24 protein-coding genes are annotated in these 24,708 nt (G+C 67.7%); 14 read left to right on the top strand and 10 right to left on the bottom strand.

Features of this window, described 5'->3' with window-relative positions; genetic code table 11:
- Positions 1–2: 2 nt before the first annotated feature.
- The 3 genes from SB751_RS13820 to SB751_RS13810 all read right to left on the bottom strand — a co-directional run bounded on the left by SB751_RS13820 (position 3) and on the right by SB751_RS13810 (position 2,768).
- Entirely contained in the window at positions 3–656 is a 654-nt protein-coding gene (locus tag SB751_RS13820) for a response regulator transcription factor (protein WP_144198291.1), read from the bottom strand.
- Positions 646–2,199, bottom strand: coding sequence for a sensor histidine kinase (locus SB751_RS13815; protein WP_144198290.1), 1,554 nt, complete (start codon positions 2,197–2,199; stop codon positions 646–648). The genes SB751_RS13820 and SB751_RS13815 overlap by 11 nt, the downstream gene beginning before the upstream one ends.
- A 188-nt stretch (positions 2,200–2,387) precedes the next feature.
- Positions 2,388–2,768 carry a response regulator transcription factor gene (locus SB751_RS13810; RefSeq protein WP_211942624.1) on the bottom strand — a complete coding sequence of 127 codons (381 nt, stop codon included), beginning with the start codon at positions 2,766–2,768 and terminating at the stop codon, positions 2,388–2,390.
- 274 nt (positions 2,769–3,042) lie between these two features.
- On the opposite strand from SB751_RS13810, the gene SB751_RS13805 reads away from it, so the two are divergent.
- The 3 genes from SB751_RS13805 (at position 3,043) to SB751_RS13795 (ending at position 4,819) form a co-directional block, all read left to right on the top strand.
- A complete protein-coding gene (locus tag SB751_RS13805; protein WP_211942674.1) occupies positions 3,043–3,540 on the top strand; it encodes a Dps family protein in 498 nt (165 codons plus the stop codon).
- 131 nt (positions 3,541–3,671) lie between these two features.
- A complete protein-coding gene (locus SB751_RS13800) occupies positions 3,672–4,079 on the top strand; it encodes a mechanosensitive ion channel protein MscS (RefSeq protein WP_410748135.1) in 408 nt (135 codons plus the stop codon).
- Between the two features lie 203 nt (positions 4,080–4,282).
- Positions 4,283–4,819 carry a bacterioferritin gene (locus SB751_RS13795; protein WP_410748134.1) on the top strand — a complete coding sequence of 179 codons (537 nt, stop codon included), beginning with the start codon at positions 4,283–4,285 and terminating at the stop codon, positions 4,817–4,819.
- Between the two features lie 89 nt (positions 4,820–4,908).
- Here the strand turns inward: SB751_RS13795 and SB751_RS13790 are convergent, their stop codons facing one another.
- Both SB751_RS13790 and SB751_RS13785 read right to left on the bottom strand, forming a co-directional pair.
- Positions 4,909–5,373: a hemerythrin domain-containing protein gene (locus SB751_RS13790; protein WP_144198285.1), complete on the bottom strand. Its 465-nt coding sequence runs from the start codon at positions 5,371–5,373 to the stop codon at positions 4,909–4,911.
- Positions 5,374–5,553: 180 nt separating this feature from the next.
- The gene (locus SB751_RS13785) at positions 5,554–6,108 is read right to left on the bottom strand and encodes a cupin domain-containing protein (protein WP_144198284.1); all 555 of its coding nucleotides are present in this window, start codon (positions 6,106–6,108) and stop codon (positions 5,554–5,556) included.
- 213 nt (positions 6,109–6,321) lie between these two features.
- Here SB751_RS13785 and SB751_RS13780 point away from each other — a divergent pair, with 213 nt between their 5' ends.
- The 5 genes from SB751_RS13780 (at position 6,322) to SB751_RS13760 (ending at position 11,869) form a co-directional block, all read left to right on the top strand.
- Positions 6,322–7,230: a DMT family transporter gene (locus SB751_RS13780; RefSeq protein WP_211942626.1), complete on the top strand. Its 909-nt coding sequence runs from the start codon at positions 6,322–6,324 to the stop codon at positions 7,228–7,230.
- Positions 7,214–8,026: a helix-turn-helix transcriptional regulator gene (locus tag SB751_RS13775; RefSeq protein ID WP_211942627.1), complete on the top strand. Its 813-nt coding sequence runs from the start codon at positions 7,214–7,216 to the stop codon at positions 8,024–8,026. Before SB751_RS13780 ends, SB751_RS13775 begins: the two co-directional genes overlap by 17 nt.
- 93 nt (positions 8,027–8,119) lie before the next feature.
- The gene (locus tag SB751_RS13770) at positions 8,120–10,354 is read left to right on the top strand and encodes a VTT domain-containing protein (RefSeq protein WP_410748133.1); all 2,235 of its coding nucleotides are present in this window, start codon (positions 8,120–8,122) and stop codon (positions 10,352–10,354) included.
- Positions 10,355–10,365: 11 nt separating this feature from the next.
- Complete coding sequence (locus tag SB751_RS13765; protein ID WP_410748132.1) at positions 10,366–11,172, top strand: endonuclease/exonuclease/phosphatase family protein; 807 nt, start codon at positions 10,366–10,368, stop codon at positions 11,170–11,172.
- 277 nt (positions 11,173–11,449) lie between these two features.
- Positions 11,450–11,869 carry a hypothetical protein gene (locus tag SB751_RS13760; protein WP_144198279.1) on the top strand — a complete coding sequence of 140 codons (420 nt, stop codon included), beginning with the start codon at positions 11,450–11,452 and terminating at the stop codon, positions 11,867–11,869.
- A 26-nt stretch (positions 11,870–11,895) separates the two neighbouring features.
- Here the strand turns inward: SB751_RS13760 and SB751_RS13755 are convergent, their stop codons facing one another.
- The 3 genes from SB751_RS13755 to cls form a co-directional block, all read right to left on the bottom strand.
- Complete coding sequence (locus tag SB751_RS13755) at positions 11,896–12,336, bottom strand: hypothetical protein (protein WP_410748131.1); 441 nt, start codon at positions 12,334–12,336, stop codon at positions 11,896–11,898.
- 247 nt (positions 12,337–12,583) lie between these two features.
- Positions 12,584–13,237 (bottom strand): TetR/AcrR family transcriptional regulator, encoded by a 654-nt coding sequence (locus tag SB751_RS13750; protein ID WP_144198277.1) that lies wholly within the window; start codon positions 13,235–13,237, stop codon positions 12,584–12,586.
- A 105-nt stretch (positions 13,238–13,342) separates the two neighbouring features.
- A complete protein-coding gene (gene cls / locus SB751_RS13745; protein ID WP_410748130.1) occupies positions 13,343–14,779 on the bottom strand; it encodes a cardiolipin synthase in 1,437 nt (478 codons plus the stop codon).
- A 314-nt stretch (positions 14,780–15,093) separates the two neighbouring features.
- Here cls and SB751_RS13740 point away from each other — a divergent pair, with 314 nt between their 5' ends.
- The 5 genes from SB751_RS13740 (at position 15,094) to poxB (ending at position 20,910) form a co-directional block, all read left to right on the top strand.
- A complete protein-coding gene (locus SB751_RS13740; protein WP_144198275.1) occupies positions 15,094–15,852 on the top strand; it encodes a response regulator transcription factor in 759 nt (252 codons plus the stop codon).
- 196 nt (positions 15,853–16,048) lie between these two features.
- Positions 16,049–17,656, top strand: coding sequence for a methyl-accepting chemotaxis protein (locus SB751_RS13735; protein ID WP_186296846.1), 1,608 nt, complete (start codon positions 16,049–16,051; stop codon positions 17,654–17,656).
- A 150-nt stretch (positions 17,657–17,806) separates the two neighbouring features.
- On the top strand, positions 17,807–18,010 hold the full coding sequence (locus SB751_RS13730) for a hypothetical protein (RefSeq protein WP_144198273.1): 204 nt from the start codon (positions 17,807–17,809) through the stop codon (positions 18,008–18,010).
- Between the two features lie 328 nt (positions 18,011–18,338).
- On the top strand, positions 18,339–18,989 hold the full coding sequence (locus SB751_RS13725; RefSeq protein WP_144198272.1) for an HAD domain-containing protein: 651 nt from the start codon (positions 18,339–18,341) through the stop codon (positions 18,987–18,989).
- Positions 18,990–19,173: 184 nt separating this feature from the next.
- Positions 19,174–20,910 carry a ubiquinone-dependent pyruvate dehydrogenase gene (poxB, locus tag SB751_RS13720; protein WP_410748129.1) on the top strand — a complete coding sequence of 579 codons (1,737 nt, stop codon included), beginning with the start codon at positions 19,174–19,176 and terminating at the stop codon, positions 20,908–20,910.
- Positions 20,911–20,925: 15 nt separating this feature from the next.
- On the opposite strand, the gene SB751_RS13715 is transcribed toward poxB, so the two are convergent.
- Positions 20,926–21,471: a carboxymuconolactone decarboxylase family protein gene (locus tag SB751_RS13715; protein WP_211942632.1), complete on the bottom strand. Its 546-nt coding sequence runs from the start codon at positions 21,469–21,471 to the stop codon at positions 20,926–20,928.
- A gap of 147 nt (positions 21,472–21,618) precedes the next feature.
- Between SB751_RS13715 and SB751_RS13710 the strand changes: the two genes are divergently transcribed.
- Complete coding sequence (locus SB751_RS13710; protein WP_144198269.1) at positions 21,619–22,476, top strand: AraC family transcriptional regulator; 858 nt, start codon at positions 21,619–21,621, stop codon at positions 22,474–22,476.
- On the opposite strand, the gene SB751_RS13705 is transcribed toward SB751_RS13710, so the two are convergent.
- A complete protein-coding gene (locus SB751_RS13705; protein ID WP_410748128.1) occupies positions 22,470–24,650 on the bottom strand; it encodes a TonB-dependent receptor in 2,181 nt (726 codons plus the stop codon). The two genes, SB751_RS13710 and SB751_RS13705, sit on opposite strands and share 7 nt — an antisense overlap.
- Positions 24,651–24,708 lie beyond the last annotated feature (58 nt).

Genomic DNA, 24,708 nt, shown 5'->3' with positions numbered 1-24,708 from the left:
GCTTACTGCGAAGCGTCGGACGTCATCCCGAGCGCTTCGGCCTTCAGCACGAAGTCGGCCAGCGAGCGCGAACCCATCTTCTTCATGGCCTGGCCGCGGTGGATCTTCACCGTGATCTCGCTCAGGCCCAGGTTCGCCGCGATCTGCTTGTTCATCAGCCCGCGCACCACCTGGGCCATGACTTCCCGTTCACGCTGGGTCAGCGTGGCATAGCGCTGGCGCAAGTCCGCGCTCGACTGGTCGGCCACGCGCCGCTGCGCGTCGCGCGCCAGGGCGCTGTTCACGGCGTCCAGCATGTCCTGGTCCCGGAACGGCTTGGCGAGGAAGTCCGTCGCGCCCGCCTTCATCGCCTTGACCGACATGGCGATGTCGCCATGCGCCGTCATGAAGACGATGGGAATGCTGATCTGGCCCGCGCCGATCTGCTCCTGCACGGCCAGGCCGCTCAGGCCCTTGAGCCGGACATCGAGGATCAGGCAGCTTGGCGTATCGGGCCGCTCGCACGCCAGGAATTCCTGCGCGGAGGCAAATGTCTGCACCTGGTGGCCCACGGAGCGCAGCAGCATCGCCACAGCAACCCGCATCGACTCGTCGTCATCCACCACATAGACCACGCCACCTGCCACCTCGTTGGCGGCGCCCGACTCATTGCCCATGTTCGCTCCCTGCTTCCGCGGCGTGCCGAAGCGCCGCGCATTCGCCGTCCGCCGCATCGGCCAGATGCAACGGCAGCATGATGTGGAAGGCCGCGCCGCCCTCGGGCGGCGAGTCGGCCCAGATGCGGCCCCCGTGCGCCTCCACGATGGAGCGGCAGATCGACAGGCCCATGCCCATGCCCTCGGCCTTGGTGGTGAAGAACGCGCTGAACAGCCGGTCGGCATCTTCCGGCGCGATGCCCTTGCCGGCGTCCCGCACGGTGACCTGCACCTGGCGCGACTCGGCCAGCGCGGTGTTGACCCAGAGCCTGCGGGGACGGCCAGCGCCTTCCATTGCCTGCACCGCGTTCATCAGCAGGTTGATCAGCACCTGCTGAAGCTGCACGCGGTCGCCGCAGATCATCGCGTCCGGAAGCGTCAGGTCGATCACCGATTCCACATGGTGATCCTGCAGCTCGCGGCGCATCAGTTCGATCGATTCCCGCACCAGGCTGTCAAGCGCAGTCTCGGCGTAGACCGGATCGCGCTTCTGCGCCATCGAGCGGATCTGCCGGATGATGTCGCTGGAGCGCCGTGCATCGCGGATCATCTGGTCGATGGACTGGGTGGCCTCGCCGACGTCCGGTTGCGGCCGGTTCAGCCAGCGCAGCGCGGAATCCCCACAGGTGACGATGGCCGCAATCGGCTGCGTCACCTCGTGGGCGATGGACGCCGCGAGCTCGCCCAGCGTGGTCATGCGCATCACATGCGCGAGTTCGGTGGAGGTGCGCTGCAGCGCCTGCTGGGTCTGGACGGCCGTGGTGATATCCATCAGCGCGCCCACGTATTCGGTATAGTCCGGCGCCGCCGCGCGCCGGCGCGACACCAGGTGCACGTGCTTGATCGTACCGTCCGGCATGCGCAGCCGATGCCGCACGTCGATCAGCGGTGCGCCCCGGCGCATCTGGTCGCGCACTGAGACCACCAGCGGCAGGTCTTCCGGATGGGCGCGTGCCAGGATCAGGTCCGCGGCGGGCGTCACGGTGCGGTCGTAGCCGAAGATCCGGTAGGCCTCGTCGGACCACGTCATGGTGTCGTCGGGCACGCGCATGGCAATACTGCCGGTCTGGCTCAGCTGCTGCGCTTCCGCCAGGAAGGCTTCGCTGCGCGCGAGCGCCGCCTCGGCCGTGGCGCGGATCTGCATCTCTTCCTGCAGCTGGGCCGTCTTGGCAAGATTGCGCATGGCCAGTAGCGAGGTACTGGCCACCGCCAGCAGGCTGAACACGCAGCGCGCCAGCGGGCCGGCGTCCTCGGTGACCGTGCGCTGAAACAGGAAGGCGAAGATGGTCAGTACGGCGCAGCCGATGGCCGAATACAGCGTGGCCTGCTGCGAGCCGGTGGCGGCCACCAGCAGCACGACCACAACATAGAGCACCGCCACGGCAATCGTCAGCGGCGTCAGGATATCGATCAGGAAAATCGCCAGCGTCAGCAGGGCCGCCAGGGCCAGCAGCGCGCGCGGATTCTCGGATTTCGGCCTGTGCACGGCGGTTGGCTGGGACATGCTCGGGGTGGCTCCTCGGGGGACTTCGCGGTTTCAACTACCGCTGGCCGTCGGCAGTGTCTTGCGGGGCGGTCGCGTGCACAGTCGTGGTGCGGGCGGGCACGGATGTGCCATCGATCCACCTTGGATGTGTGCGCAGGAATTATACATAGCAGGTGGCAGAAGTGACGTACGGCAGGGTACGGCACTTATGCGTTGGGTGCCGCCTTGCCGATCCGGTCCAGGCACGCCTGCAGCGCGGCACCGTCCACCGGCTTGCTGAGGAAGGACAGCGCACCGTTCATCATCGCCTGCCTGCGCGTGGCTTCCACGGAAAACGCGGTGATGAAGATCACGGGCACGTGTACGCCGGCTTCGGTCAGCCGGCGATGCATCTCGATGCCGGTGATGCCGGGCATCTGGACATCGGAGATCACGCAATCCACCTCGGCCGCACAGCCGGAGTTCAGGAACGCCGTGGCGGTGTCGAAAAGGATGACTTCCCACCCCAGGGAGCGAACCAGGCGCGATGTGGCGACCCGGACAGAGTCATCGTCGTCGACGATGGCCAGTAACTGTTTGTTGTGCAAAGCGACTACCTCGACCCGACTGAAACACGCAGCGATGCCCGGAGCGACATGCCGGGATGCGTGCAGGCATGATACGAGGCCCGCTCCGGCGGCGTAACTATATGTATGTATAGTCTGGCCCGGCTCCCCCCCGGCCCGGCGCGCCAGCGTGCGTTATCGACAATTCCGGGGCCGGGCGGCAACGGCGGCGCGGCATGCAGCCCGATCATGGCGGCAAGACACCCCGAGCCTTGCCCGGATTCCCCCGAATGTTTCCCGATCGCCAGGAGCCATGATGCCCGCGCCCTCCCTCGTCACCGCCACCGTCGCCCCGTCCGTCCCGGACGCCAAGGGCGTCGCCGCCATCGCCGCGCACCTGAACCCGCTGCTCGCCGATGTCTTCGCGCTCTACCTGAAGACCAAGAACTTCCACTGGCACATGTCCGGCCCGCACTTCCGCGACTACCACCTGATGCTCGACGAGCAGTCGGCGCAGATCTTCGCCATCACCGACGACATCGCCGAGCGGGTGCGCAAGCTCGGCACCACCACGCTGCGCTCCATCGGCGACGTGACCCGCCAGCAGCGCCTGCGCGACAACGACGCCGACCGCGTGGCTCCGCGCGACATGCTGGCGGAACTTCGCGCCGACAATCTGCAACTGGCCGCAATCATGCTCGACGCCCATGGCGTCTGCGACGACCACGGCGACGTGGCCACCGCGAGCCTGCTGGAGAACTGGATCGACGAAGCCCAGCGCCGCGCCTGGTTCCTGGCCGAAGCCAGCGAGTAACTCGCGCCAAAGCCGCGCCAGATGTTGCAGCCGTAACATCTGCTCACCATGGCGTAACCCACTGTAATGCGCCGCAGGGCATGATGGCTCCCATCGAGCAAGGCCGATCATCGGCCGACAAGGAGCCCGACATGCGCCAATCGATTCGTTACACCGGTATTGCCGTTCTCTGCGCCGCCATGCTGGCCGCCGGGCCGGCGTCGGCCCGCGGCCGCCATCACGGTGGCGGCGGGTCAGACGGCGCGGTGGCTGCGCTGGCCGTGGGCGCCATCGCGGCGCTGGCCATCGGCGCGGCGGTCTACAGCCAGCCCGTGGTAGCTGCGCCGGCGCCGGTCTACGCGCCGCCGCAACCGGTGGCCTACGCCGCCCCGCAGGTGCCGCCGGGCTACTGCTACAGCAACTACCAGCGTGCCTACGTGCCATGCGCGCCGGCTGCCCCGGTGGGCTACGGGCAGGTCGAGTACGCGCCCTACCAGCGGGGTTACGACCAGGGTTACGACCAGGGTTACAACCCGGGTTACAGCCGTTCGGGCTACTGATCTCCCACTCCCCGCAAATCCCGCCCCGAACTGCATGCCGATTGGCAGGCCGCTGGCGGGTTGTAGGACCGAACCCGATAGCAGAATGGGGCACGGGCTGACGCCGCGCGGCGTGTGCGGAACTCTAAGATAGATACGCACCAATTCCCCACGTCTGTCCCCCTACAAGTCCCCGCTCACGGTTGGCAAAGGAGTCCATCACAATGCAATCCCAACCCTTCCTCACCGACATCAAGACCCTGCGCGAACGTGCCCGCAAGAAGATCGAAGACGGCGCCGTCACCGAGGGCTACGATGGCGACCGCAACACCGTGATCGAGTTGCTCAATACCGCACTCGCCACGGAAATCGTCTGTGTGCTGCGCTATCGCCGCCACTATTTCATGGCCAAGGGCCCGAACTCGAAGAGCGTTGCCGACGAATTCCTCGCACATTCCAACGAGGAGCAAGGCCACGCCGACCAGATCGCCGAGCGCATCGTCCAGCTGGGCGGCGAGCCCAACCTGTCGCCGGACGGCCTGCTGACGCGCAGCCATTCGGAGTACAGCGAGGGGGACGACCTCGCCAGCATGATCCGCGAGAACCTCGTGGCCGAGCGGATCGCGATCGACAGCTATCGCGAGATCGTCCAGTACCTGGGCGACAAGGACCCGACCACACGCCGCATGATGGAAGAGATCCTGGCCGTGGAGGAAGAACACGCCGATGAGCTGGCCGATCTGCTCGCGAATCAGGGTTGAAGGCGAAAAAGCGGATTAAACACCACGTATCGCAACCCTAAGAAAGGCCCATCCGTCATGGATGGGCCTTTTTCTCTCCGCGCCGAGGGTCAGACCGTCACGCCTTCCAGCTCGTGCTTGCGCTCCTCAAGCTGCGCCGCCACGGCCTTCAGGTCGATCTTGGCCTGGATCACGGCCTTGAACAGCTCGCCTTCCTCTTCCTCCACGTGGTGCCCGACGTACTCGGTCAGCACCTTGTAGTTGGCGTCGAGCATGTCCTTGTCGCCAGACTCGATCTTCGCGATCAACGCCTTGGCCACCATGTGCTCCACCTTGGCTTCATCCAGCATGTCGTCGATCTTGTCCGAAACCCCGCGCAGGGCCGGGTAGAAGATCTCTTCCTCGATCTGGGCGTGAATGGTCAGCGCGTGGCAGGTTTCCGCCGCAATCGACTGCTTGGCGCTGTCCTGTTTGGCTTCCTCGAACTGCTTGAACAGCTTCTTGACGGCGCGGTGGTCGTCCAGCAACAGGCTCAGGGCCGGGCGCTGGCCGACCGGGATCTTGGATTTATCCATGATGACTCCTCGTTCTGTGGGGTTTTGCGGGGTAGGTAGCGGACATGCGAAAACGGGTCCGTGGACCGGTTCTGCAAAAGCCGTTCCCGACCCGCCCGGCGCCGCAACATCGGCGCGCGGCGGGGGCGGGGCGCACCTGCTACGCGTAAAACTTGCCGGCGAACGTAGGGATCGAGGCGGTCAGCCTTGCCGTGGCCGCGACGGGGGCCGCGACGGGGGCTGCTTGGGGGGCCGGGGCGCCAGCCGGGCGATGACCTCGGCGTGGTCCGGATGGGCGGCGGCCAGCGCCGCCGCGTCGGCCAGTTCGAACTCGCTGAACTCGAACCCGGGCGCCACCGTGCAGCCCACCAGCGAATAGCCGCCGGCGTAGCCCGCCACGCGCTCGGCCGCGAACCAGCAGCCGGCCGGCACCACCGTCTGAAACGCGGTGCCGGCGTCGTGCAGGGGGTTGCCGAGGTGGTGGGTGTGCAGCCGGCCTGCGCCATCGATCACATGCACGTCGAGCGGCCCGCCGGCGTAGAAATGCCAGCCTTCGTCCGCGCGGATGCGGTGCCACGCCGAATACGCGTCATCGCAGAGCAGGTAATAGATGGCCGTGGAGGCCGAGCGCGCCGCGCCATCGGCCCGGCGGACCCGCGCGGCGTCCCGGTACGTCTCCCGGTAGAATCCCCCCTCCGGATGGGGCACAAGGCCGAGGTCCTGGATCAGGCGGTGATGGGGCGCGGTCGGTTGCATGGCAGGAAGCGGCCCAATCGGGGCCGAAAGACGGGGACGAGGCGCTTATTGTCCATGAGGTCTATCGGATTTGTCCGATGATCGATGGCATCGGCCCGCCGCCGATTGCAGGAATCGCCAAGACAGCCGATTTCCGCCCCGCTACGCTGCCAGACAATCCCCCCAATTGCGGCCAATGCCGGCCGCCCCGGAATCTGATCGAGTACTGCTCCCATGTCGCGCCCCCTGCCCGCCTGGCTGCCTGGCCTGGCTTTCGTCCTGATCTGGTCCACCGGCTTTATCGTCGGCAAGGCGGTCGTGCCCGTGGCCGACACCAGCCTGTTCCTGCTCGCCCGCTTCGCGCTGGCCGGGCTGATGTTTATGCTGGCGGCGCTGCTGTCCGGCGCGGCGTGGCCGGCCCCGCGCGAGGTGCCGCGCCACCTGCTGGCCGGCGCGCTGATGCAGGGCATCTACCTGTGTGCCGGTTACGGCGCCGTGGCGCACGGCCTGTCGCCGTCCGTGATGGCGCTGCTGGGCGCCCTGCAGCCGCTGCTGACCGCGCTGCTTGCCATCCCCCTATTAAAAGAGCTACCTTCGATGCGCACCTGGCGCGGGCTCGCGCTCGGCGCGGCCGGCGTGGGGCTGGTCGTGCTGCCGGCGATGCGGGCCGGCGCGCCACACGCGGTGTCGCCGTGGATCGTGCTGGTCGGCCTGCTGGCCATTGTTTCCATCACCATGGGTACGCTGTTGCAGAAGACCTCTATCGCCAAGGCCGACATTCGCGCCAGCTCGGCCTGGCAGAATGCCGGCGCGATGCTCGTGGCCGGCACGCTGGTCATGGTCAATGGCGGCCCGGGTGCGCTGCACTGGGAGCCAGGCGCCACGCTCTGGGCCTCGCTGGCTTATGCCGCGCTGGTGCTGTCGGGACTCGGCACGTGGCTGCTGCTGGCGCTGGTGCGCCGCGGACGCGCCGCCAACGCCGCCGCGCTGATGTTCCTGGCCCCGCCACTGGCCGCCGTGCAGGCCGCCCTGCTGTTTGGCGACCATCTGGTGCCGCTCCAGTGGCTCGGCATGGCGGTGGCCGGCGCCGGCGTGTGGCTGTGCCAGACCCAGGGACGGACGCAACGTGCCGAAGCGCGCTGATCACGCCGCCCCGCTGGTCGAGCCCCGGCGGTTCCAGCCGCAGCCGCTCGGCCATGCGCACGACTACCACCAGTTGCTGTTCGGCGTGGACGGCGCCATCGAACTGGAGATCGACGGTCACGCCTATCGCGTGGATGCCGAACACGGCCTCGTCGTGCCCGGCGGCGAACACCATGTCTGCGTGGGCCTGACCGAAAACCTGCAACTGGTGGCCGACTTCCCGGCCAGCTCCGTGGCCCTCCCGGCCCGGCTGATGGCCCGCCCCCGCACCTTTGCGCTGGACGGCCCACTCGCCGCCCAGGTGCGCACGCTCGTCGCCATCCCCAAAACCCGCCCGGGCGCCCCGCCGCAGCACGACTGGCAGCGCGCGGCCATCCTGGCTGGCAATCTGGCCACCTCGCTCGGCCAGGATCTCGCCCGGCACGACGCCGCCCGCTTCCCGGTGTTGGCGATCGACGCCTGCCTGCGCGCCAGCCTCGCCGAGCCGCCGCGCGCCGACCAACTCGCCAGCCGCTTCGGCTGGGGCGCCCGCCACTTCCATACGCTGTTCTGCGAAGCCTTCGGCGACACCCCGCACGGCTACCAGACCCGCCTGCGCCTGGATCAGGCCGTGCAGTGGCTGATGGCCGGCACGATGCCGCTGGCCGACATCGCCTTCGGCGTCGGCTATCCCGACCAGACCACCTTTACGCGTGCGTTTGCCCGCCGCTTCGGCCTGCCGCCGGGGGCTTGGCGTGAGGCGGCGCGGCGCGCTGAAGCGCTCGCCATCGATTGTCAGAATTACAAAGCCGAGTAAGGCGCACACCGGCAACAGCGGGCAGCCACCCTCGGAAGCCAGTCCTGGCGCCAACGCCCCATCCGGTACAAAACTTGCGCCTGTGGCCGGGTGATGCCCGACGCCCTTCCCAATGCCCCGCTCCTGCGCCCCGGCCACAACTGCTGGCGGGTGGAGCCGTGCCAGCGTTTTTCGATGCTGGTGGATGCCGATGCGTACTTTTCCGCACTCCGTGAGGCGCTGGCCAAGGCCACGCACAGCGTGTTCATCCTCGGCTGGGATATCGACAGCCGGATGGTGATGACCCCGGGCGGCGGGGACCATGCCGATGGCCTGCCGCCCACGCTGCGCGACTTCCTGAACGCGCTGTGCAAACGCCAGCGCGGCCTGCGGATCTACGTGCTGAGCTGGGATTTCGCGATGGTGTTCGCGCTGGAGCGCGAGTGGCTGCCGTCCGCCAAGATGCATTGGCAGACCCATCGGCGGCTGTCTTTCCGGCTCGATGGCAACCATCCGCCCGGGGCCTCGCATCATCAGAAGGTGGTCGTGGTCGATCATCAGGTGGCCTTCGTGGGCGGGCTGGACCTGACCATCCGGCGCTGGGACACCCATCATCATCTGGGCGACGACCCGCGCCGCGTGGATCTGGACGGCAAGCCCTACCCGCCCTTCCATGACGTGCAGTGCGTGGTCGATGGCGATGCCGCCGCTGCGCTGGGCGACCTGGCGGCGGCGCGCTGGCTGCGCGCCACGGGCCGCCAGCCGCGTGTGCCGGACCGGCCGCTGGGGGATGCGTGGCCGGAGAGCATCGCACCCGATCTGACCAATGTGGACGTCGGCATCAGCCGGACCTCGCCGGCTTGCGAGGACGAGCCCGGCGTGTCGGAGATCCGCGAGCTGTATCTGGATGCCATCGGCGCGGCACGCCAGGGCATCTACCTCGAGAACCAGTATTTCAGTTCCGGCCTGATTGCCGATGCGTTCACCAAGCGCCTGCGCGAGCCCGAGGGGCCCGAGATTGCGCTGGTGTCCCGGCGCACCGAGAGCGGCTGGCTGGAGGAAGCGAGCATGGGGGTGCTGCGCGCACGGCTCTGCCGGCGCCTGCGCGGCGCGGACGCGCACGCGCGGTTCCACCTGTACTGCCCGCATGTGCCGGACCTTGGCGATGCCTGTGTCAACGTCCACAGCAAGGTCATGGTGGTGGACGACCAGCTGCTGACGATCGGGTCGGCCAATCTCAGCAATCGCTCGTTCGGGCTCGATACCGAATGCAACCTCGTGGTGGAAGCCAATGGCGATCCCAAGATCGCTGCCGGCATCCGGGCGATGCGCGGGCAGCTGCTGAGCGAGCACCTCGCCGTCACGCCGGACGAGCTCGACGCCGCGCTGGCGGACGCCGGCGGCCTGCACGCCGCCATCGAGACCCTGCACCGCAGCGACGGCCGCACGCTGGAGCGATTCTCGCCGACCGTGCCGGACGAAGTGGACGCCGCGCTGCCCGATGCGCGGCTGCTGGACCCCATCGAACCCATTGACAGCGATCAGATCATGGGCGAGTTCGTCAGCCACGAGGCCCGCCCCCACGCGGCCAACCGCGTGGCGGTATTCGTGCTGCTGGTGCTCGTGCTGGGCGGCATGGCCTTCGCGTGGCGCTACACGCCGCTGCGCGAATGGGCCGACTTCCGCCATCTGCTGACCATGGTCGAGCACGTGCGCGACATGCCGTTTGCCCCGGGCGCGATGATGGCCGCTTTCGTGGCAGGTGGACTGGTGATGTTTCCGGTAACGCTGTTGATCGTGGTCACGCTGGTGGTGTTCGGGCCGTGGTATGGCGCGGTGCTGGCGCTGTGTGGCACGGTGCTGAGTGCCGCCGGTGGCTACACGGCGGGCCGCCTGCTGGGCCGCCATGCGGTGCGGCGCCTGGGCGGACGCCGGCTGAACCGGCTGAGCCACAAGGTGCGGCAGCATGGCGTGCTGGCGATGGTGGTGCTGCGGCTCGTGCCGGTGGCGCCGTTCACGCTGGTCAACCTGGTGGTGGGCGCGTCGCGCATCCGGCTGCGGGATTGCCTGCTCGGCACCGCCATCGGCATGACGCCGGGCATTCTCATCACCGCCTCGCTGGTGGACCGGATTGCCGCCGTGGCCAAGGACCCAGGCGCGGGCACCTTCGCCCTGCTGGCGCTGGTGCTGCTGATTCCGATCACCGTGGCGGTGCTGCTGCGCCGGCGGCGCAAGCGTCGGGAGCGCGCAGCCAACGCCGAACGCCATGCGGCAGCCACTGCGACTGCGACTGCGGCGGCGCGGCACCCGCCAGCCTGCACCAGCGCGCCCTCGCGCGAGGGGGCCTGATGCACGCGCCATTGCCTTTCCCCCAAGACCCCTCGGGGTCACTGCATGCCGACATCGCCGTGGCCAGCTACAACATCCACGGCGGGGTGGGCACCGATGGGCATTTCGTGCCAAAGCGCATCGCGGATGTGGTGACGGAACTGCGCGCAGACCTGATCGCCCTGCAGGAGGTGGAGTCGCGCACCACCGGCTTCGACATGCTGCGCTTCCTCGCCGCGCACACCGGCCTGCACGCCATTCCCGGCCCCACGCTGGTCCGCGAGGACGGCGACTACGGCAACGGCCTGCTCACGCGCTACCAGCCGCTGCGCATCCGCCATATCGACCTCAGCGTGAAGGGGCACGAGCCGCGCGGCGCCATCGACGCCATGCTCGAATGCAACGCCGTGGAGCACGACACCTTCGCGCTGCGCGTGATTGCCACGCACCTCGGCCTGATGCCCGGCGAGCGGCGCTGGCAGGTGCGCCGCCTGCTCACCGCGCTGGCGGAGGCGCCCGAGCAGCCCACCATCCTGCTCGGCGATGTGAACGAGTGGTTCCTGTGGGGAAGGCCGCTGCGCTGGCTGCATGCGTACTTCGAACGCACGCCCCATGTCTCGACATTTCCGTCGCGCTGGCCCTTCCTCGCGCTGGACCGGATCTGGACTTCGCCACGCGCGCACCTGGTGTCGGTGGCAGGCCATCGCAGCGCGCTGACGCGCCTGGCGTCCGATCATCTTCCGCTGCTCGCGCGCCTGCGGCTGACCGCGCGCGCCCATCCTTCCCCCGAGGAAATCGTCGCCACAACGGGTGCACCGTTGCAGGAGCCGGGTGCCTGAACAGCGCCTTGCATCGCAGCATCGGCATCTTGTTTCAGGCTCACCCACATGGCCGCCACGGTTTGCCGCAGGGCCGCAATACGGGTATCTCGCTAGGCTTGCGCGCTGGTCTGCGCCACGCTCGCTTCCTATACTTGACTCTCGCAGACGCCATGTCATGCCGCATGGCGATGCAACACCGAAAACGATCGGGCAGGCGATGGCGGTTCCCGGGAGGACCCCGCCGACGGGTCATGTCGACACGCCCTGTCCCGGAACAGGAATGTGGAGAAAAGGCATGCCCAGCGAACAGTTCCTTGCCACCCAGGAAACCCGCCGCTTAGGCCTGCGCGCCCTGCGCGCGGCATTGCTCCAGGTGCACAAGGAAGTCATCGGCTACGACCGTGTTCAATACGAGCGTCTGCACGGTCCGATTCCGGCCGGGCAGTTCGTGCAGCTGGTCACCGAGGAATCTTTCTTTCGCTGGCTGGACCCGCTGTCGCGCCTCATCATCGAGATCGACGAGGAACTCGAGGGCGACGAACATCATGACGATACCTGCCGGGCCGTGGCCGGCGCCGCGCAGAAGCTGTTCAGCGAGCGCGGGGACGAGGCGTTTCGCAAGCGCTATCAGGAGGCGTTGCAGGATGAATCGTCGGTCATCGTGGCGCACGGGCGGCTGATGTCCGTGATCGGCCAGCTGCGGCAGCTGCCGTAGGCGGGATCGCGCCGGGGCACTGGCTCTCAGCGCCGGCCACCGCCACCGCCACCGCCACGGCCACCGCCACCTCTTCCTCCGCCGCCATGGCCACCGCCACGGTAGCCGCCATAGCCGCCGTGGTAGCCGCCGTGGTAACCACCGTTTCCCCCGCGGTAGCCGCGGTAGCCCCCGTAATAGCCCCGATACCCACGCCCGTAGTAGCCGCGATATCCGCTGCCATACCAGACGCTGCCGTAGAAGCCGCCATACCAGGGCCGGTAGTACGGATACCCGCCATACGGATAGCCGTAGGCATAGGCGGGATAGCCGCTGGAATAGCCGCCGTAATACCCTGACGACGCATAGCCGGACGGATAGCTGCTGTAGTAGCCCGTCGTGTCATAGCCGGGATATGCCACGCAGCCGCCCAGCAACCATGTGGCGCCCGCAATGCCCGCCATCATCCAACCGCGCGCCCGATTCATCGTGCACTCCCATTGACCTGCATCAAAGCCGAGGGCGACTTCGACCGTCGCCCCATGGGGATTAGACAGTATTTGCGCGGCGAAAATCCATTTTCGGACTATTCCTATTCACGAATCAGAATCGTCTTCTTACACTGGCCCCGCCTGTGCAATGCAGGCACCCGATGGAGTGCCAGAGTTGACCCCTCGCTGGCATTCTTTTACTTGGATGCCACGTGGTCCCCGCCACGTGGCATTTTTTTTGGTCTCAGGCCACTGTCAGGCCGTTCTCCACCATGTCCAGCAGCCGCGCACCGATGATGCCGGCCTGTTCCTGCGCGCGGCTGCGCAGGGGGCCGTCGATCAACAAAATGGCTAACCCGTGGACGGCGGACCAGGCCACATACTCGGCGCCGGGCCGGCGGGCCGCAGGCAGCAGGCCCGCATCGACCCAAAGGTCTAGCGCGGCGCCCAGCAACTGGAAAGGGTTGAGGCCGCTGTTACCGGCCTTGGCGGGGTCCGGGTCATCCTCCACGTCGTCCGGCACCGAGAATGCGGTGCGGAACAGGCCGGTCTCGGCCAGTGCGTAGCGGAGGTAGCCCGCGCCGACCGCGCGCAGGCTCCCGCGCGCGCGCTCGGCGGCGGAGGCATTGGCGGGCAGCGTGGCCAGTTCGGTCTCCATGGCCATGGCCAGGCCGGACAGCGCGGCGGCGCGCACCGCCTGCAACAGGTCCTGCCGGCTTGCGAAGTGACGGTACGCGGCATTCGGCACCACGCCCGCGCGGCGCGTGGCTTCGCGCAGCACCACGGCCTCCGGGCCACCGGTGCGTGCAAGGTCGATCCCGGCCTCGAGCAAGGCACGCCGTAGATCGCCATGTCGATAAGTGCTCCGCGTGGGCGGCGTGGCGGCGACTCGGCTCATGTCAAACTCCCATGTGGACATCGTCCACTCATTCTGCTATGTATAGTAGACAGTGTACACAAATAGCGCCAGCGCCAACGTGGACAACGTCGGCAGCGGCGCCGTTCAGAGAATGGGGGCGAACAGCTTGGCCACGTGCATCGCCACCCGGAGCAGCGCGGGCGAGGCCAGGAACTCGTCGCGGCTGATCTCGCGCGCCTCGGCAAAGTCGGCCTCCAGCATGCGCGTGACGTCCCGCGCGAATGCCGGATGCGCGGTCATCACCATCATCTCGAAATTGAGCCGGAACGAGCGATTGTCGAGATTGGCGGTGCCCACGGCGGCCGCCTCGTCGTCGATCAGGATGACTTTCTGGTGCAGGAAGCCGGGCTGGTAGCGGTAGACCTTCACGCCCGCGCACACCGCCTGGTAGGCGTAGATGGTGGACGCCGCGTACACCACGAGGTGGTCCGGGCGCGACGGAATCAGAATCCGCACGTCCACCCCTCGCAGCACGGCCAGGCGCAGCATCGCAAATACTGCCTCGTCCGGCACGAAGTATGGCGAGGTGATCCAGACCCGCTTCTGCGCCGACTGGATCGCCTCGACGAAGAACAGCGAGCAGGTCTCCTGCGCGTCAGCCGGGCCGGAGGGCACCACCTGGCAGATCATCTCGCCCACATCGCCCTGCGGCGGCAGCATCAGGTACGGCACCTCGCGCGCGGCCCAGTACCAATCCTCGGCGAACGCCATCTGCAACTCCAGCACCGCCGCGCCGCGAATTTCGATATGCGTATCACGCCACGGCGAGAGCGGCGCCCGCGCACCCAGGTATTCGTTGCCGACGTTGTGCCCGCCCAGGAAGGCACGCGCGCCGTCCACGACCACGAGCTTGCGGTGGTTGCGGAAATTCAACTGAAAGCGATTGACAAAGCCGGGATGTGTGGCAAAGGGCCGCGCCTCCACGCCCGCCTGCTGGAGCGTGCGCATGTAGGCGCGTCCGAGTCCGTGGCAGCCGATGCTGTCGAACAGGAAATAGACCTTCACGCCGGCGCGGGCACGCTCGCACAGGCGGCGCTGGAGTTCGCGGCCCAGTTCATCGTCATGGACGATGAAGAACTGCACCAGCACCACCTGCGTGGCGGCGTCGATGGCGGCGAAGATGGCCTCGAAGGTCTGCTCGCCGTTGATCAGCAGGCGTACGTCGTTATTGGCCAGGCACGGCATGCCGGTCAGCCCGGGCAGCGCGCGCATGCACGCCTGCGCCGGTGCCGTCACCACGCAGGCCGACAGGGCCTCGCGCTCGGACGCGGTCATGCCACGGCGGATCTCGCGCAGGCGGTCATTATTGAAACGGCGCGCGTTGACGTAGCCGGCGAAGGTGCTGCGGCCGAAGATCAGGTACGGAATCAGCGCGAAGTACGGCATCATCACCAGCGACCCCGCCCACGCAATCGCACCGGGTGCGGTGCGGACCGTCATCACGGCATGCAGCGCGGCCATCACGCCAACGATATGGAAGGCGACCATCACTGCGGCGATCACGCTAGGACTCATCAACATAGGCGGATGGTTCGGCGCTGCGGGCCCGTACATGGATTGATCCGTATTCTGGCATACCCGTCACATGAGGGCATCCCCCGATCGCCATATGCCGGTTGGCCTGCCTCATTTTTAGGCGCGCCGATGCAATGGCGCGCCGGCGCCGGTGTGCCTGCGGCCGCCTGCCAGTTATCCACACGTTCTGTGGATAAGCCTGACCCGGTTCCCAGCGGTCCCACATTTAAGGGAATGACGATTGTCCGCCCCGGCATGCCGCCGCTACGCTCTGACGGTTCCTCTCCGTCAATCCGTTTCAGTTTTCTGGTAGTCGTAGCATGAGTGTTTCGACCAACATCGCCTTGCTGGCCAGCCGTGCGGCCCGCCTCCACCCCATCCAGGACCTGCTCTCCCTTGCGGGTTTCCAGTGCACCCTCTTCCTTGCCGGCCGGGACCTGATCCACGGCCTCAGCCATGACAGCTACGACATGCTGCTGGTCGACCGCGACCTGCACGACATCTCCGCGATCGACGTGATCCGTGCCGTGCGCGCCGTGCGGGCCCGCGACATGCCGATCATCATGATCGGCGGGCAGCATAACAACGACAACGATCTCGTCGAGGCGCTCGACGCCGGCGCCGACGACTACGTGCTCGAAGCCCTGAGCAACCGCGTGCTGCTGGCGCGCATCTCCGCCCTGCGAAGGCGCATGTGCGGCGCACGCTTCCGCAACAACCTGCCGATGCGCGCCGGCCCCTACGAGCTGAACAGCCCGGGCCGCTTTGCCATCCTGAACGGGCGCCGCATCGCCATGACGCCGAAGGAGTTCGACCTGGCCACGCTGCTGTTTGCCAACGCGGGCCGCATCCTGGCCAGCAAGCGGATCGAACACATGATCTGGGGCCATGACCTGCCGCCGCTCTCGCGCGCGCTGGCGGGGCTGGTCTCGCGCATGCGGCGCACGCTCGACCTCTGCCCGGCCAACGGCGTTACCGTGAACGTCGTCTACGCGCAGGGCTACCGGCTCGACATCCTCGACCAGACCTTCCGCGCCGACCTGGCGGCCCCGCCCGGACAGCCCCTGCTCCAGACGTAACCGGCCCTCCCGGCCTGTGCTTCTCCCCTGCTTGTGCGAGGGTGTCACGCCTGCGTCACACCGTTCGCCGAGCATGGCGGCGCACCGCAACGGGAACATGCCCCGGCCGACCACAACCGGGCGGCACGGCCAGGCAGCCACGCGGCGGGCATCGGGTCATGGCAAGGCCGGGCCAATCCCGGCAGGAGTCTGTTTCGTGTTGCAAGCCATCCAACTGAGTCTGCCGCGCGCACGCGGCGAAGCCGTGTGGCAACGGCTGGTGCGACTGCCGCTGGCGGCGCGGCTGTCCGCGGCGTTCATTCTGGTCTATGTCTTCGGGGCCGTGGTCGGCCTGATTGGCATCCTCAATCTGGTCTCCCTCAAGCAGGACACTGACACGCTGTATCAACGCGACATGCGCGGCGCCATCTCGGCGGAACGCGCGCAGGCCGCGCTGGCCACACTGGGCCGCGCGCAACTCGCGCTGACGCTGGCCACGAGCACCAGCGAGCGTGATGCCGCCGGCACGGACATCCAGATGGCCATGCGCCAGCTCGACGCCGCCGTGGACGGCGTGCGCCAGGCCGCGCCGCGCCAGGCACAGGCGCTGCAAAAGGAGCGCGCGGCGGCAGGCGAGCTGATGCAAGGCTATGTGGCGCTGATCAACAAGCAACCGCTGGACGCCCTCCAGTTCGACAGCGCCGTCTCCGTCGATGGCCACTTCCTGGGCGAGCAACTGCAAAAGCTCGGCGCGCTGATGGAAACCACGCGCGCCGGCCTGGAGCGGCAGGCTGCCGACACCGTGGCCGGCGTTGCCGCGAGCCAGCTCGGCGCGCAGACGCTGATGGCCGCACTGCTCGTGGCCAGTTTCGTGGCGGCTGGCGCGCTGGCGTGGTTCGCGGCACGCAGCCTGACGCGCGAACTCGGCGGCGAGCCGCGCGACGCGGCAGCGGCGGCCAATCGCATCGCCAGTGGCGACCTGACCGCGCATATCGCCCTGCGCAAGGACGATCAGACCAGCCTGCTCTACTTCCTGGCCGGCATGCGCGACGAACTGGCCGGCGTACTGGCCCGCATTCAGGAATCCGCCCACGAGATCACAGCCACCAGCGGCGACATTGCCGGCGGCAACCAGCAGCTTGCGGCGCGCACCGCGCAGCAGGCCGCGGCCCTGCGCCACGCGGCGGCCAGCATGACGCGCCTGACCGCGCTCGTCGAACAGGTGCATGAGCAGGCCAACGAGTCGAGCACGATGGCCAACCAGGCACGCGCCGCATCGGGCGCCGGCATGGCGGTGGTGCGCGACATGAACGGGACCATGGCCAACGTGCTGGGCCACTCGCGCAATATTGCCGAGGTAGTCACGGTGATCGAGGGCATCGCGTTTCAAACCAACATCCTCGCGCTCAACGCCGCCGTGGAAGCCGCGCGCGCTGGCGCGGCGGGACGCAGCTTCGCCGTGGTCGCGCAGGAGGTACGCGCGCTGGCCCAGCGCAGCGCCAACGCCGCGCGCGAAATCAGCGGCATCGTCGGCGACGCCACGCGCGAGATCGAACGCAGCGCCACCCTCAGCAGCAGCGTGGTGGCGGCGATGGAAGGGATCGAATCGGCCGTCGACCGCAGCCACAGCCTCGCGGGGCATCTGCGTGCGCTGGCCGAGGAACAGGCCGCCGGCATCCGCACCGTGGGCGATGCCCTCGCGGAACTCGAGCAGACCGGCGCGCAGAACGGCGCGCTGGTGGACACCGTGGCGCTGCACGCCAACCGGCTCGACGAGGAAGCCGCCGCACTCGAATCTGACGTGTCCCGCTTCCAGTTCCAGTAGCCCGGCTACGCTGCACCGCACCAATGTCACGCCATTGTTAAAGTTTCCGGTCTTTGCTGTCGTAAATAAGCGAATGCTGATTCTTTCCGGGCCACAGCCCGGCTAGCATGTTCGCTTGCTTCTCAATCGAGACGCACAGCAAGGACTGGCATGGCGCTACGCAAGGCAGTGCAGGACGATTCGTCCTTTGATGATGATCTGGACGCGGCGGGCCGCGACTGGGCGCCACGGCTCAAGCCGTGCGGCGCCTGCCATGGCTGCGAGCAGCCCGTGGGCCCCGCCGTGCTGTTCTGCAGCGCAGCGTGCCAGCAATCATTCGAGCATTTCGAAATGCGTTTACTGCGCAAGCGGTAAGCCACGCCCTCGGGTTTCAACGCCATTCCCACCGCCCCTTCCCGCTTCGGGTAAATCCTAGTAATTCCCCTAATCGCCTTGTGTCAACCGATGCGCAGGTGCGCTCGTTTTCTTCTTCATTGAGCCCGCATCCGCGCCGGAATCGACCCCGGCATCAGGCAGGTGTGTCGGGCAGAAACATTTGAGAACAAGGGGTAACGGGCATTTACGCCTCCGGTGTAGAAGTTACAGAACTGTTGCACTTACGCACGTTTTGTGGCGCCGCAGAGGCCGAATTGCCGAGTACGCTTGTCTCGACCAAAACAGCACCGACTACCACAGGGAAATCATGTCTGAACGCCTCATCATGCTGGACGTACCCGGCGTCCTCTACTCGGACCGCTCCGCTGCCCGCCTGGGCGGTACGCCAACGAGCGGCACCCTGAGGGATGTCCGTTTCTTCGATCCGATCGCGCTGGGCTTCCTGCGCCGGCTGTTCGGCATTGCCGGCGCCCGCGTGGTGGTGTCCGACGCGTGGCGTCGTGGCACACCCGCTGCGATCCTGCAACAGCTCGACCTCCAGGTGGAAGGCATGACCCCGCGCGTGGCGGGCGGTCATGGCGCCGAGATCGATGCCTGGTTCACGCAGCGCGCCGCACCCGGTAGCTGGGTGATCCTGTCGACGGCCGCGCCGGCCTCGATGACGGCAGCGCAGCGCCGCCATCTCGTGCAGGTGAACCCGGCCGAGGGCCTGACGGTGGAGAACTTCCGCCAGGCGCTGGACATCCTCGGCGTGGCCTGCCCGTCGACGGTGACGCCCGATTCGCGCGTGGAACCCGGCCTCCAGGCCAAGCTGCGCCACCTCCAGCAACTGGCGCGCGAAGCCCCCGAGCGCTTCATGCCCGCGCCGGCCGCCGCCGAGGCCCGCGAGCAGGCCATGGCCATCGCCGTGGCCAGCCTGACCGGCCAATCGCTGCAACCGGCCGCGCTGCACGCCTGACGTACACTTCGCGCCCCCGCAAGGCCGCCTCCATGGCGGCCTTTTTTATTGTCCTGTCCGATGATGCGCCGTGCGGATCGGACAGGACCGGCCCCGCGCGCTATCCTCGCCGTCGCTCACCGCCTACCCTTGTACCTTGGAAATCTGCCTCGCTCGCAGGCACCGATCGCACAAGGAGAGCACCATGGCCAACCACGCAGCCGACCTCATCACCCGCGTCCTGCACGCGGTGGGCGTCGAACGCATTTACGGCGTCGTCGGCGACAGCCTCAACGGCATTACCGAATCACTGCGCCAGCGCGACGACATCGACTGGATCCACACCCGCCACGAGGAGACCGCCGCCTTCGCGGCGGGCGCCGAAGCGCACCTGACCGGCAAGCTGGCCGTCTGCGCCGGGAGCTGCGGGCCCGGCAACCTGCATCTGATCAACGGTTTGTTCGATTGCCACCGGTCTGGCGTGCCGGTGCTGGCCATCGCCGCCCATATCCCGAGCGCCGAAATCGGGCGTGGCTACTTCCAGGAGACCCACCCCGAGCAGTTGTTCCGGGAGTGCAGCCACTACTGCGAACTCGTCACCAGCGTCGAGCAGTTGCCCGGTGTGCTCGAATCCGCGATCCGCGCGGCGGTGGGCCGCCGGGGCGTGGCCGTGATCGTGATTCCAGGCGACGTGGCGCTGCGCGAGGGCACGTTCGCCGAGTCCGCGCCCGCCGCAATCGCCCTGCGCCCGCCGGTGGTCACGCCGGACGCCGCCTCGCTCGACGCGCTGGCCAACCTGCTGCGCGGCAGCCAGCGCACCACGCTGCTGTGCGGGCGCGGTTGCGCCGGCGCGCACGACCAGGTGGTGCAACTTGCCGCCACGTTGAAGGCGCCCGTGGTGCACGCCCTGGGCGGCAAGGAATACATCGAGTACGACAATCCGTACGACGTCGGCATGACCGGCTTGATCGGCTTCAGCTCGGGCTACCACGCCATGCAGGAATGCGACACGCTGCTGATGCTCGGGACCGATTTCCCGTATCGCCAGTTCTACCCCGAGGGCGCGCAGGTCGTGCAGATCGATATTCGCCCGGAAAACCTCGGGCGCCGCACGCGGCTGGACATGGGGCTGGTCGGCGATGTCGGCGCCACGCTGGACGCCCTGCTGCCGCGCCTCGTCCCCAAGGCCGACGAGGCCGACGAGGCCCATCTGGCGGCGAGCCTGCGCCACTATCGTGACGCGCGCCGCCAACTGGACGACCTGGCCACCGGCGACAGCGGCCGCAAGCCGATCCATCCGCAGTACCTGGCCCGCCTGCTGAGCGAGCAGGCCGCCGAGGACGCGGTCTTCACCTTCGACGTCGGCACGCCAACGATCTGGGCCGCCCGCTACCTGCGCATGAACGGCCAGCGCCGGCTGATCGGCTCGCTCGCGCATGGGTCGATGGCGAACGCGTTGCCGCAGGCGATTGGCGCCCAGTCCGCCTATCCGGGGCGGCAGGTCATCAGCCTGTCCGGCGATGGCGGTTTTGCGATGCTGATGGGAGATTTCCTGACGCTTGCCCAGCAGGGCCTGCCCGTCAAGGTGGTGATCGTCAACAACAGCGTGCTCGGTTTCGTCGCGCTGGAGATGAAGGCGTCTGGCTACCTGGAGTCGGGCACGTCGCTGCAAAACCCCGACTTCGCCGCCATGGCGCGCGCCATCGGCGTGCATGCCCAGCGCGTGGAAGACCCGCTGCTGCTGCCGGAGGCCATCGCCACCATGCTCGCGCATGACGGCCCGGCCCTGCTCGACGTGGTGACCAACACGCAGGAACTGGCAATGCCGCCGTCCCTGAAGGCGGAGCAGGTCAAGGGCTTCAGCCTGTGGGCGATGAAGGCCGTGATGAACGGCCGCGCCGACGAGGTCATCGAACTGGCGCGGTCGAATCTGCTGCGCTAGACGCGCTTTAACGGCTTAGCGCGGGTTGAGCTTCACGCTGGGGAAGTCCACCGGCACGTTCAGCGCCACGTTGATGTAGTTGGTGAACAGGTTCAGCGCGACATGGGCGACGATTTCCACGATCTCTTCGTCGCCGAAGCCGACTCCGCGCAGCTGGGCCACGTCGGCGTCGGTCACCTGACCCCGGTCGTTCACCAGCTTCAGCGCGAAGGTCAGCGCGGCGGCGGTGCGGGGATCTTCGGCGCGCCCGGCCTGGGCGGCGACCATCTCCTCGGCGGTGGCGCCGGCCTTGCGGCCCAGGGCCGTATGGGCGGCCAGGCAGTATTCGCAACGGTTGCGGTCGGCAACGGCCACGGCGATCTTCTCGCCAAGATGCGCCGGAATCACACCGCTGCCGAGCGCGCCGAACGCGCCCCACATCGATTGCAGTGCGGCCGGCGAATTGGCCACGGCGCGGAACATCTGCGGGGTCGCGCCAAAGGCGGCCTGGATCTGGGCCAGGGCGGCGGTGCTGCCGGCGGGGGCGTTGCTGGCGTCGGGCAGGGAAACACGTGCGGTCATGATGAACTCCTATATATATAGAGAAAGAGTGGGTTGGCTCCCGGGCGCCGGCTTCATCGCCTGCCTCCGGGGTGTCTCCACTATGGGCGCAGACGCCGTACGAAAGGATACAATTCGTCCACGAAACAATCCTTTTCGTCCAGGCCCATGTCCGCACTGCCAGAATCCCAGCCCGATCGCCTCTCCGCGCTGCTTGAACGCTTCCGCATCCGCGCGCACCTGTTCCACGCCGGGCCACTCTGCGGTGTCACCCGCTTCGATGAAGCCGGGCGGGGCTTCCTCCACGTGTTGCGCGAGGGGCGCACCGAAGTCACCCACGGCGCGAGCGCTCTGCCCACCCGGCTGGTGATCGAGGAGCCATCGCTGCTGTTCTATCCGCGTTACACCGTCCACACCTTCCACAATCCGCCGGCGGAAGGCTCCCAGTTCACCTGCGCCACGCTCGATTTCGATGGCGGGGCAATGAATCCGCTGGCACGCGCCCTGCCGCCGCTGATCGTGCTGCCGTTGGCACAGGTGGAGGGGCTCGATCCCGCGCTCGCGCTGCTGTTCGCCGAGACCGAGCGCGTGCGCTGCGGCCAGCGCCTGCTGGCCGACCGGCTGTTCGAGGTGGTGCTGATCCAGCTGCTGCGCTGGCTGCTCGACCATCCCGGGCAGGCCGGCATCCAGCCGGGCCTGATCACGGGCTTGTCCGATGCGCGCCTGGCACGGGCACTGGTAGCTGTACACGAGGCACCGGGCGAAGCATGGGGCGTGGAGTCGATGGCGCGTTGTGCCGGGATGTCGCGCAGCGCGTTCGCGGCGACGTTTCGGGAGGTGGTGGGACAGACGCCAGCCGACTATCTGGCCGACTGGCGCATCAGTCTCGCGCAGGCCCGCCTGCGCGACGGCATGCCGCTGAAACTGATGGCCGACGAGTTGGGCTACGCCAACCCGTCAGCCTTGTCGCGCGCGTTCCTGGCCAAGGTCGGCCAGTCCCCGCGCGACTGGTTGCGGACTCAGTAATCCACGGTCATCGACAGCTTGAAGGTACGCGGCTGGCCAATCACCAGGACGCCGCCGCTGGACGACGCCCAGTAGTCCTTGTCCGCGAGGTTCTCCACGCCCGCGCGCACCGTATAGCGCAGCTGCGAGGCCTTGAACGTGTAGCGCGCGCCAAGGTCGAAGCGGTTCCACGACGGCAGGCTGATGGTGTTGGTGGTGTTGGCGGACTGGCGGCCGGTCTGGATATAGCGGCCGGACACCGTCGCGCCCGGGAGGAACGGCAGGTCGTACTCGCCGCTCAGGGTCAGCGTGTAGATCGGCACGCCCACACCCGGCTTGCCCTCGGTGCTGGCGCTGCCCGTGTTCGACACCTTGGAGTCGATATAGGACACGCCGCCCAGCAGTCGCACGCCGCGCAGCGGCTCGCCGAACACGCTGAACTCCACGCCGCGATTGCGCTGGTCGCGCACAGCGAACACATTGCCTTGCGTCACGCCCGTGGGCTGCTCGATCTGGAAGAACGCCAGCGTGGTGCCGAAGCTGCCCGCGTCGTACTTCGCGCCCACTTCATGCTGCTTCGACTTGGCCGGCGCGAACACCTGCCCGGCGTTGACCGTATTGGACGGCGCGGTGCCGCCCTGCGCCAGCCCCTCGATGTAGTTGTAGTACAGCGAGACGTTCTGCAGCGGCTTGACCACCAGGCCGAACATCGGCGACGTGGCGGACTCGCTGTAGTTCGCCGTCTGCACGCCCGTGGCCGTTGCGTAGCCGCGGATGTTCATCACCTGCTGGCGCACGCCGCCGGTCAGCAGCACACGGTCGTTCAGGAACGACAGCGTGTCCGAGAACGACACCCCATTGATGTTGACCCGGCCCGTCACGTACGGATCGGCCATATTGCCGGTGGTCGGGGCGGCCGGGTACGGCACGGTCGGCGCGTTGTAGAGATTGGTCGCAAACGACGGCGAGAACTGGAAGGCGTTGGATTTCGCCTGCTCCAGACCGGACCAGCTCAGGTTGACCGTGTGCTTGACCGGGCCGGTCACGAAGCGGCCGCGCACGCCCACTTCACCGGTGTACGTATCCTGCTTGAACGGGGTGGTCAGCCGCGTGGCCGTGCCAAAGCCGTTGTTGCCGACGTTCGCGCCGCTGTAGCTGCCAAACTCGTTGGTGTGATGCGCGCCGAAGGCAGCGTAGGTGGTCCAGTCCCTGGTGACGTCGTACTCGGCGCGGATCGTGCCGTAGGTGTCCTCCAGCTCGGAATACGTCCAGGGCTGGGCGAAGTTGGTCGAGGCGGACGGCACCGCCGGCAGGGCCGTACCCGACAGCTGGACCGTGCTGCGGCCCTGGTTGATGCGCTGTTTCTGGTAGCCGAAGTCGGCATTCACGCGGAACGCGTCGCCCTGGTAGTCCAGGCCCAGCGTGAACAGGCGCTGCTGGCGGCTTTCGTTGTCCACCGGGGTATCGCCGCCGCGCGCCATGGCATTGACGCGCACGCCGAATTCCCGGTTCTTGCCGAAACGGCGGCCCACATCCACATGGCCGCCCACCTGCGAGTCGCTCGTATAGTCGATGGTCGCCTGCGTGATGTCCGTCGCCGTGGCGTACTTGGGCACGAGGTTGATCATGCCGCCCGTGCCGGTGCCGCCGGGCGACACGCCGTTCAGGAAGGCGCTGGCGCCACGGAACACTTCCACGCGCTCCAGCCCTTCCGTTGCCACCAGTTGGCGCGGCGCGATGCCGAACAGGCCGTTGTACTGGATATCGTCGGTCGTCAGCTGGAAGCCGCGCACCACGAAGGTGTCCGCGAAGTTGCCAAAGCCGTAGGCGGTGCGGATCGCCGGGTCGTCGGCCAGCACGCCGGCAATGCTGCGCGCCTGCTGGTTCTGGATCTGCTGGGACGTGTACGACGTCACGCTGAACGGCACATCCATGAAGTCCTGGTTGCCCAGCACGCCAAGGTGGCCGCCGCGCGCAACCTGGCCGCCGGCATAGGGGGCGGGCAACTGGTCTGCCGAGGCGTCGGCATGCACGGTCACGGTGGGCAGCGTGGCGCTTTCCGCCGTGGCGGCTGGCTGGGCCGCCTCCTGGGCGAAGGCGATGGTCGGCAACACGCCGGCAGCGGCCAATGCGGCCACGAGATGGCGCAGCGGCGTGCGGGACGCACGTCCGGCACGCGGTACGGAATAAGACAAGGTGACACTCCCAAAGTAAAACGATTTCATGCCCGTCCGCGCCGCGGATCGCGGCGGG

This window comes from Cupriavidus sp. SIMBA_020 (assembly GCF_046535395.1).
In the GTDB taxonomy this organism is placed as follows: Bacteria; Pseudomonadota; Gammaproteobacteria; order Burkholderiales; family Burkholderiaceae; genus Cupriavidus; species Cupriavidus campinensis.
The sequence above is the reverse complement of the archived record's forward strand: the minus strand, read 5'-3'. Positions and strand labels throughout refer to the sequence as shown.

Bases quoted from the DNA above. Each gene is read 5' to 3' on its own strand.
- SB751_RS13820 (WP_144198291.1), bottom strand. From the start codon at position 656: ATGGGCAATGAGTCGGGCGCCGCCAACGAGGTGGCAGGTGGCGTGGTC.
- SB751_RS13815 (WP_144198290.1), bottom strand. From the start codon at position 2,199: ATGTCCCAGCCAACCGCCGTGCACAGGCCGAAATCCGAGAATCCGCGC.
- SB751_RS13805 (WP_211942674.1), top strand. From the start codon at position 3,043: ATGCCCGCGCCCTCCCTCGTCACCGCCACCGTCGCCCCGTCCGTCCCG.
- SB751_RS13800 (WP_410748135.1), top strand. From the start codon at position 3,672: ATGCGCCAATCGATTCGTTACACCGGTATTGCCGTTCTCTGCGCCGCC.
- SB751_RS13795 (WP_410748134.1), top strand. From the start codon at position 4,283: ATGCAATCCCAACCCTTCCTCACCGACATCAAGACCCTGCGCGAACGT.
- SB751_RS13790 (WP_144198285.1), bottom strand. From the start codon at position 5,373: ATGGATAAATCCAAGATCCCGGTCGGCCAGCGCCCGGCCCTGAGCCTG.
- SB751_RS13785 (WP_144198284.1), bottom strand. From the start codon at position 6,108: ATGCAACCGACCGCGCCCCATCACCGCCTGATCCAGGACCTCGGCCTT.
- SB751_RS13780 (WP_211942626.1), top strand. From the start codon at position 6,322: ATGTCGCGCCCCCTGCCCGCCTGGCTGCCTGGCCTGGCTTTCGTCCTG.
- SB751_RS13770 (WP_410748133.1), top strand. From the start codon at position 8,120: ATGCCCGACGCCCTTCCCAATGCCCCGCTCCTGCGCCCCGGCCACAAC.
- SB751_RS13760 (WP_144198279.1), top strand. From the start codon at position 11,450: ATGCCCAGCGAACAGTTCCTTGCCACCCAGGAAACCCGCCGCTTAGGC.
- SB751_RS13755 (WP_410748131.1), bottom strand. From the start codon at position 12,336: ATGAATCGGGCGCGCGGTTGGATGATGGCGGGCATTGCGGGCGCCACA.
- SB751_RS13750 (WP_144198277.1), bottom strand. From the start codon at position 13,237: ATGAGCCGAGTCGCCGCCACGCCGCCCACGCGGAGCACTTATCGACAT.
- cls (WP_410748130.1), bottom strand. From the start codon at position 14,779: ATGTTGATGAGTCCTAGCGTGATCGCCGCAGTGATGGTCGCCTTCCAT.
- SB751_RS13740 (WP_144198275.1), top strand. From the start codon at position 15,094: ATGAGTGTTTCGACCAACATCGCCTTGCTGGCCAGCCGTGCGGCCCGC.
- SB751_RS13730 (WP_144198273.1), top strand. From the start codon at position 17,807: ATGGCGCTACGCAAGGCAGTGCAGGACGATTCGTCCTTTGATGATGAT.
- SB751_RS13725 (WP_144198272.1), top strand. From the start codon at position 18,339: ATGTCTGAACGCCTCATCATGCTGGACGTACCCGGCGTCCTCTACTCG.
- poxB (WP_410748129.1), top strand. From the start codon at position 19,174: ATGGCCAACCACGCAGCCGACCTCATCACCCGCGTCCTGCACGCGGTG.
- SB751_RS13715 (WP_211942632.1), bottom strand. From the start codon at position 21,471: ATGACCGCACGTGTTTCCCTGCCCGACGCCAGCAACGCCCCCGCCGGC.
- SB751_RS13710 (WP_144198269.1), top strand. From the start codon at position 21,619: ATGTCCGCACTGCCAGAATCCCAGCCCGATCGCCTCTCCGCGCTGCTT.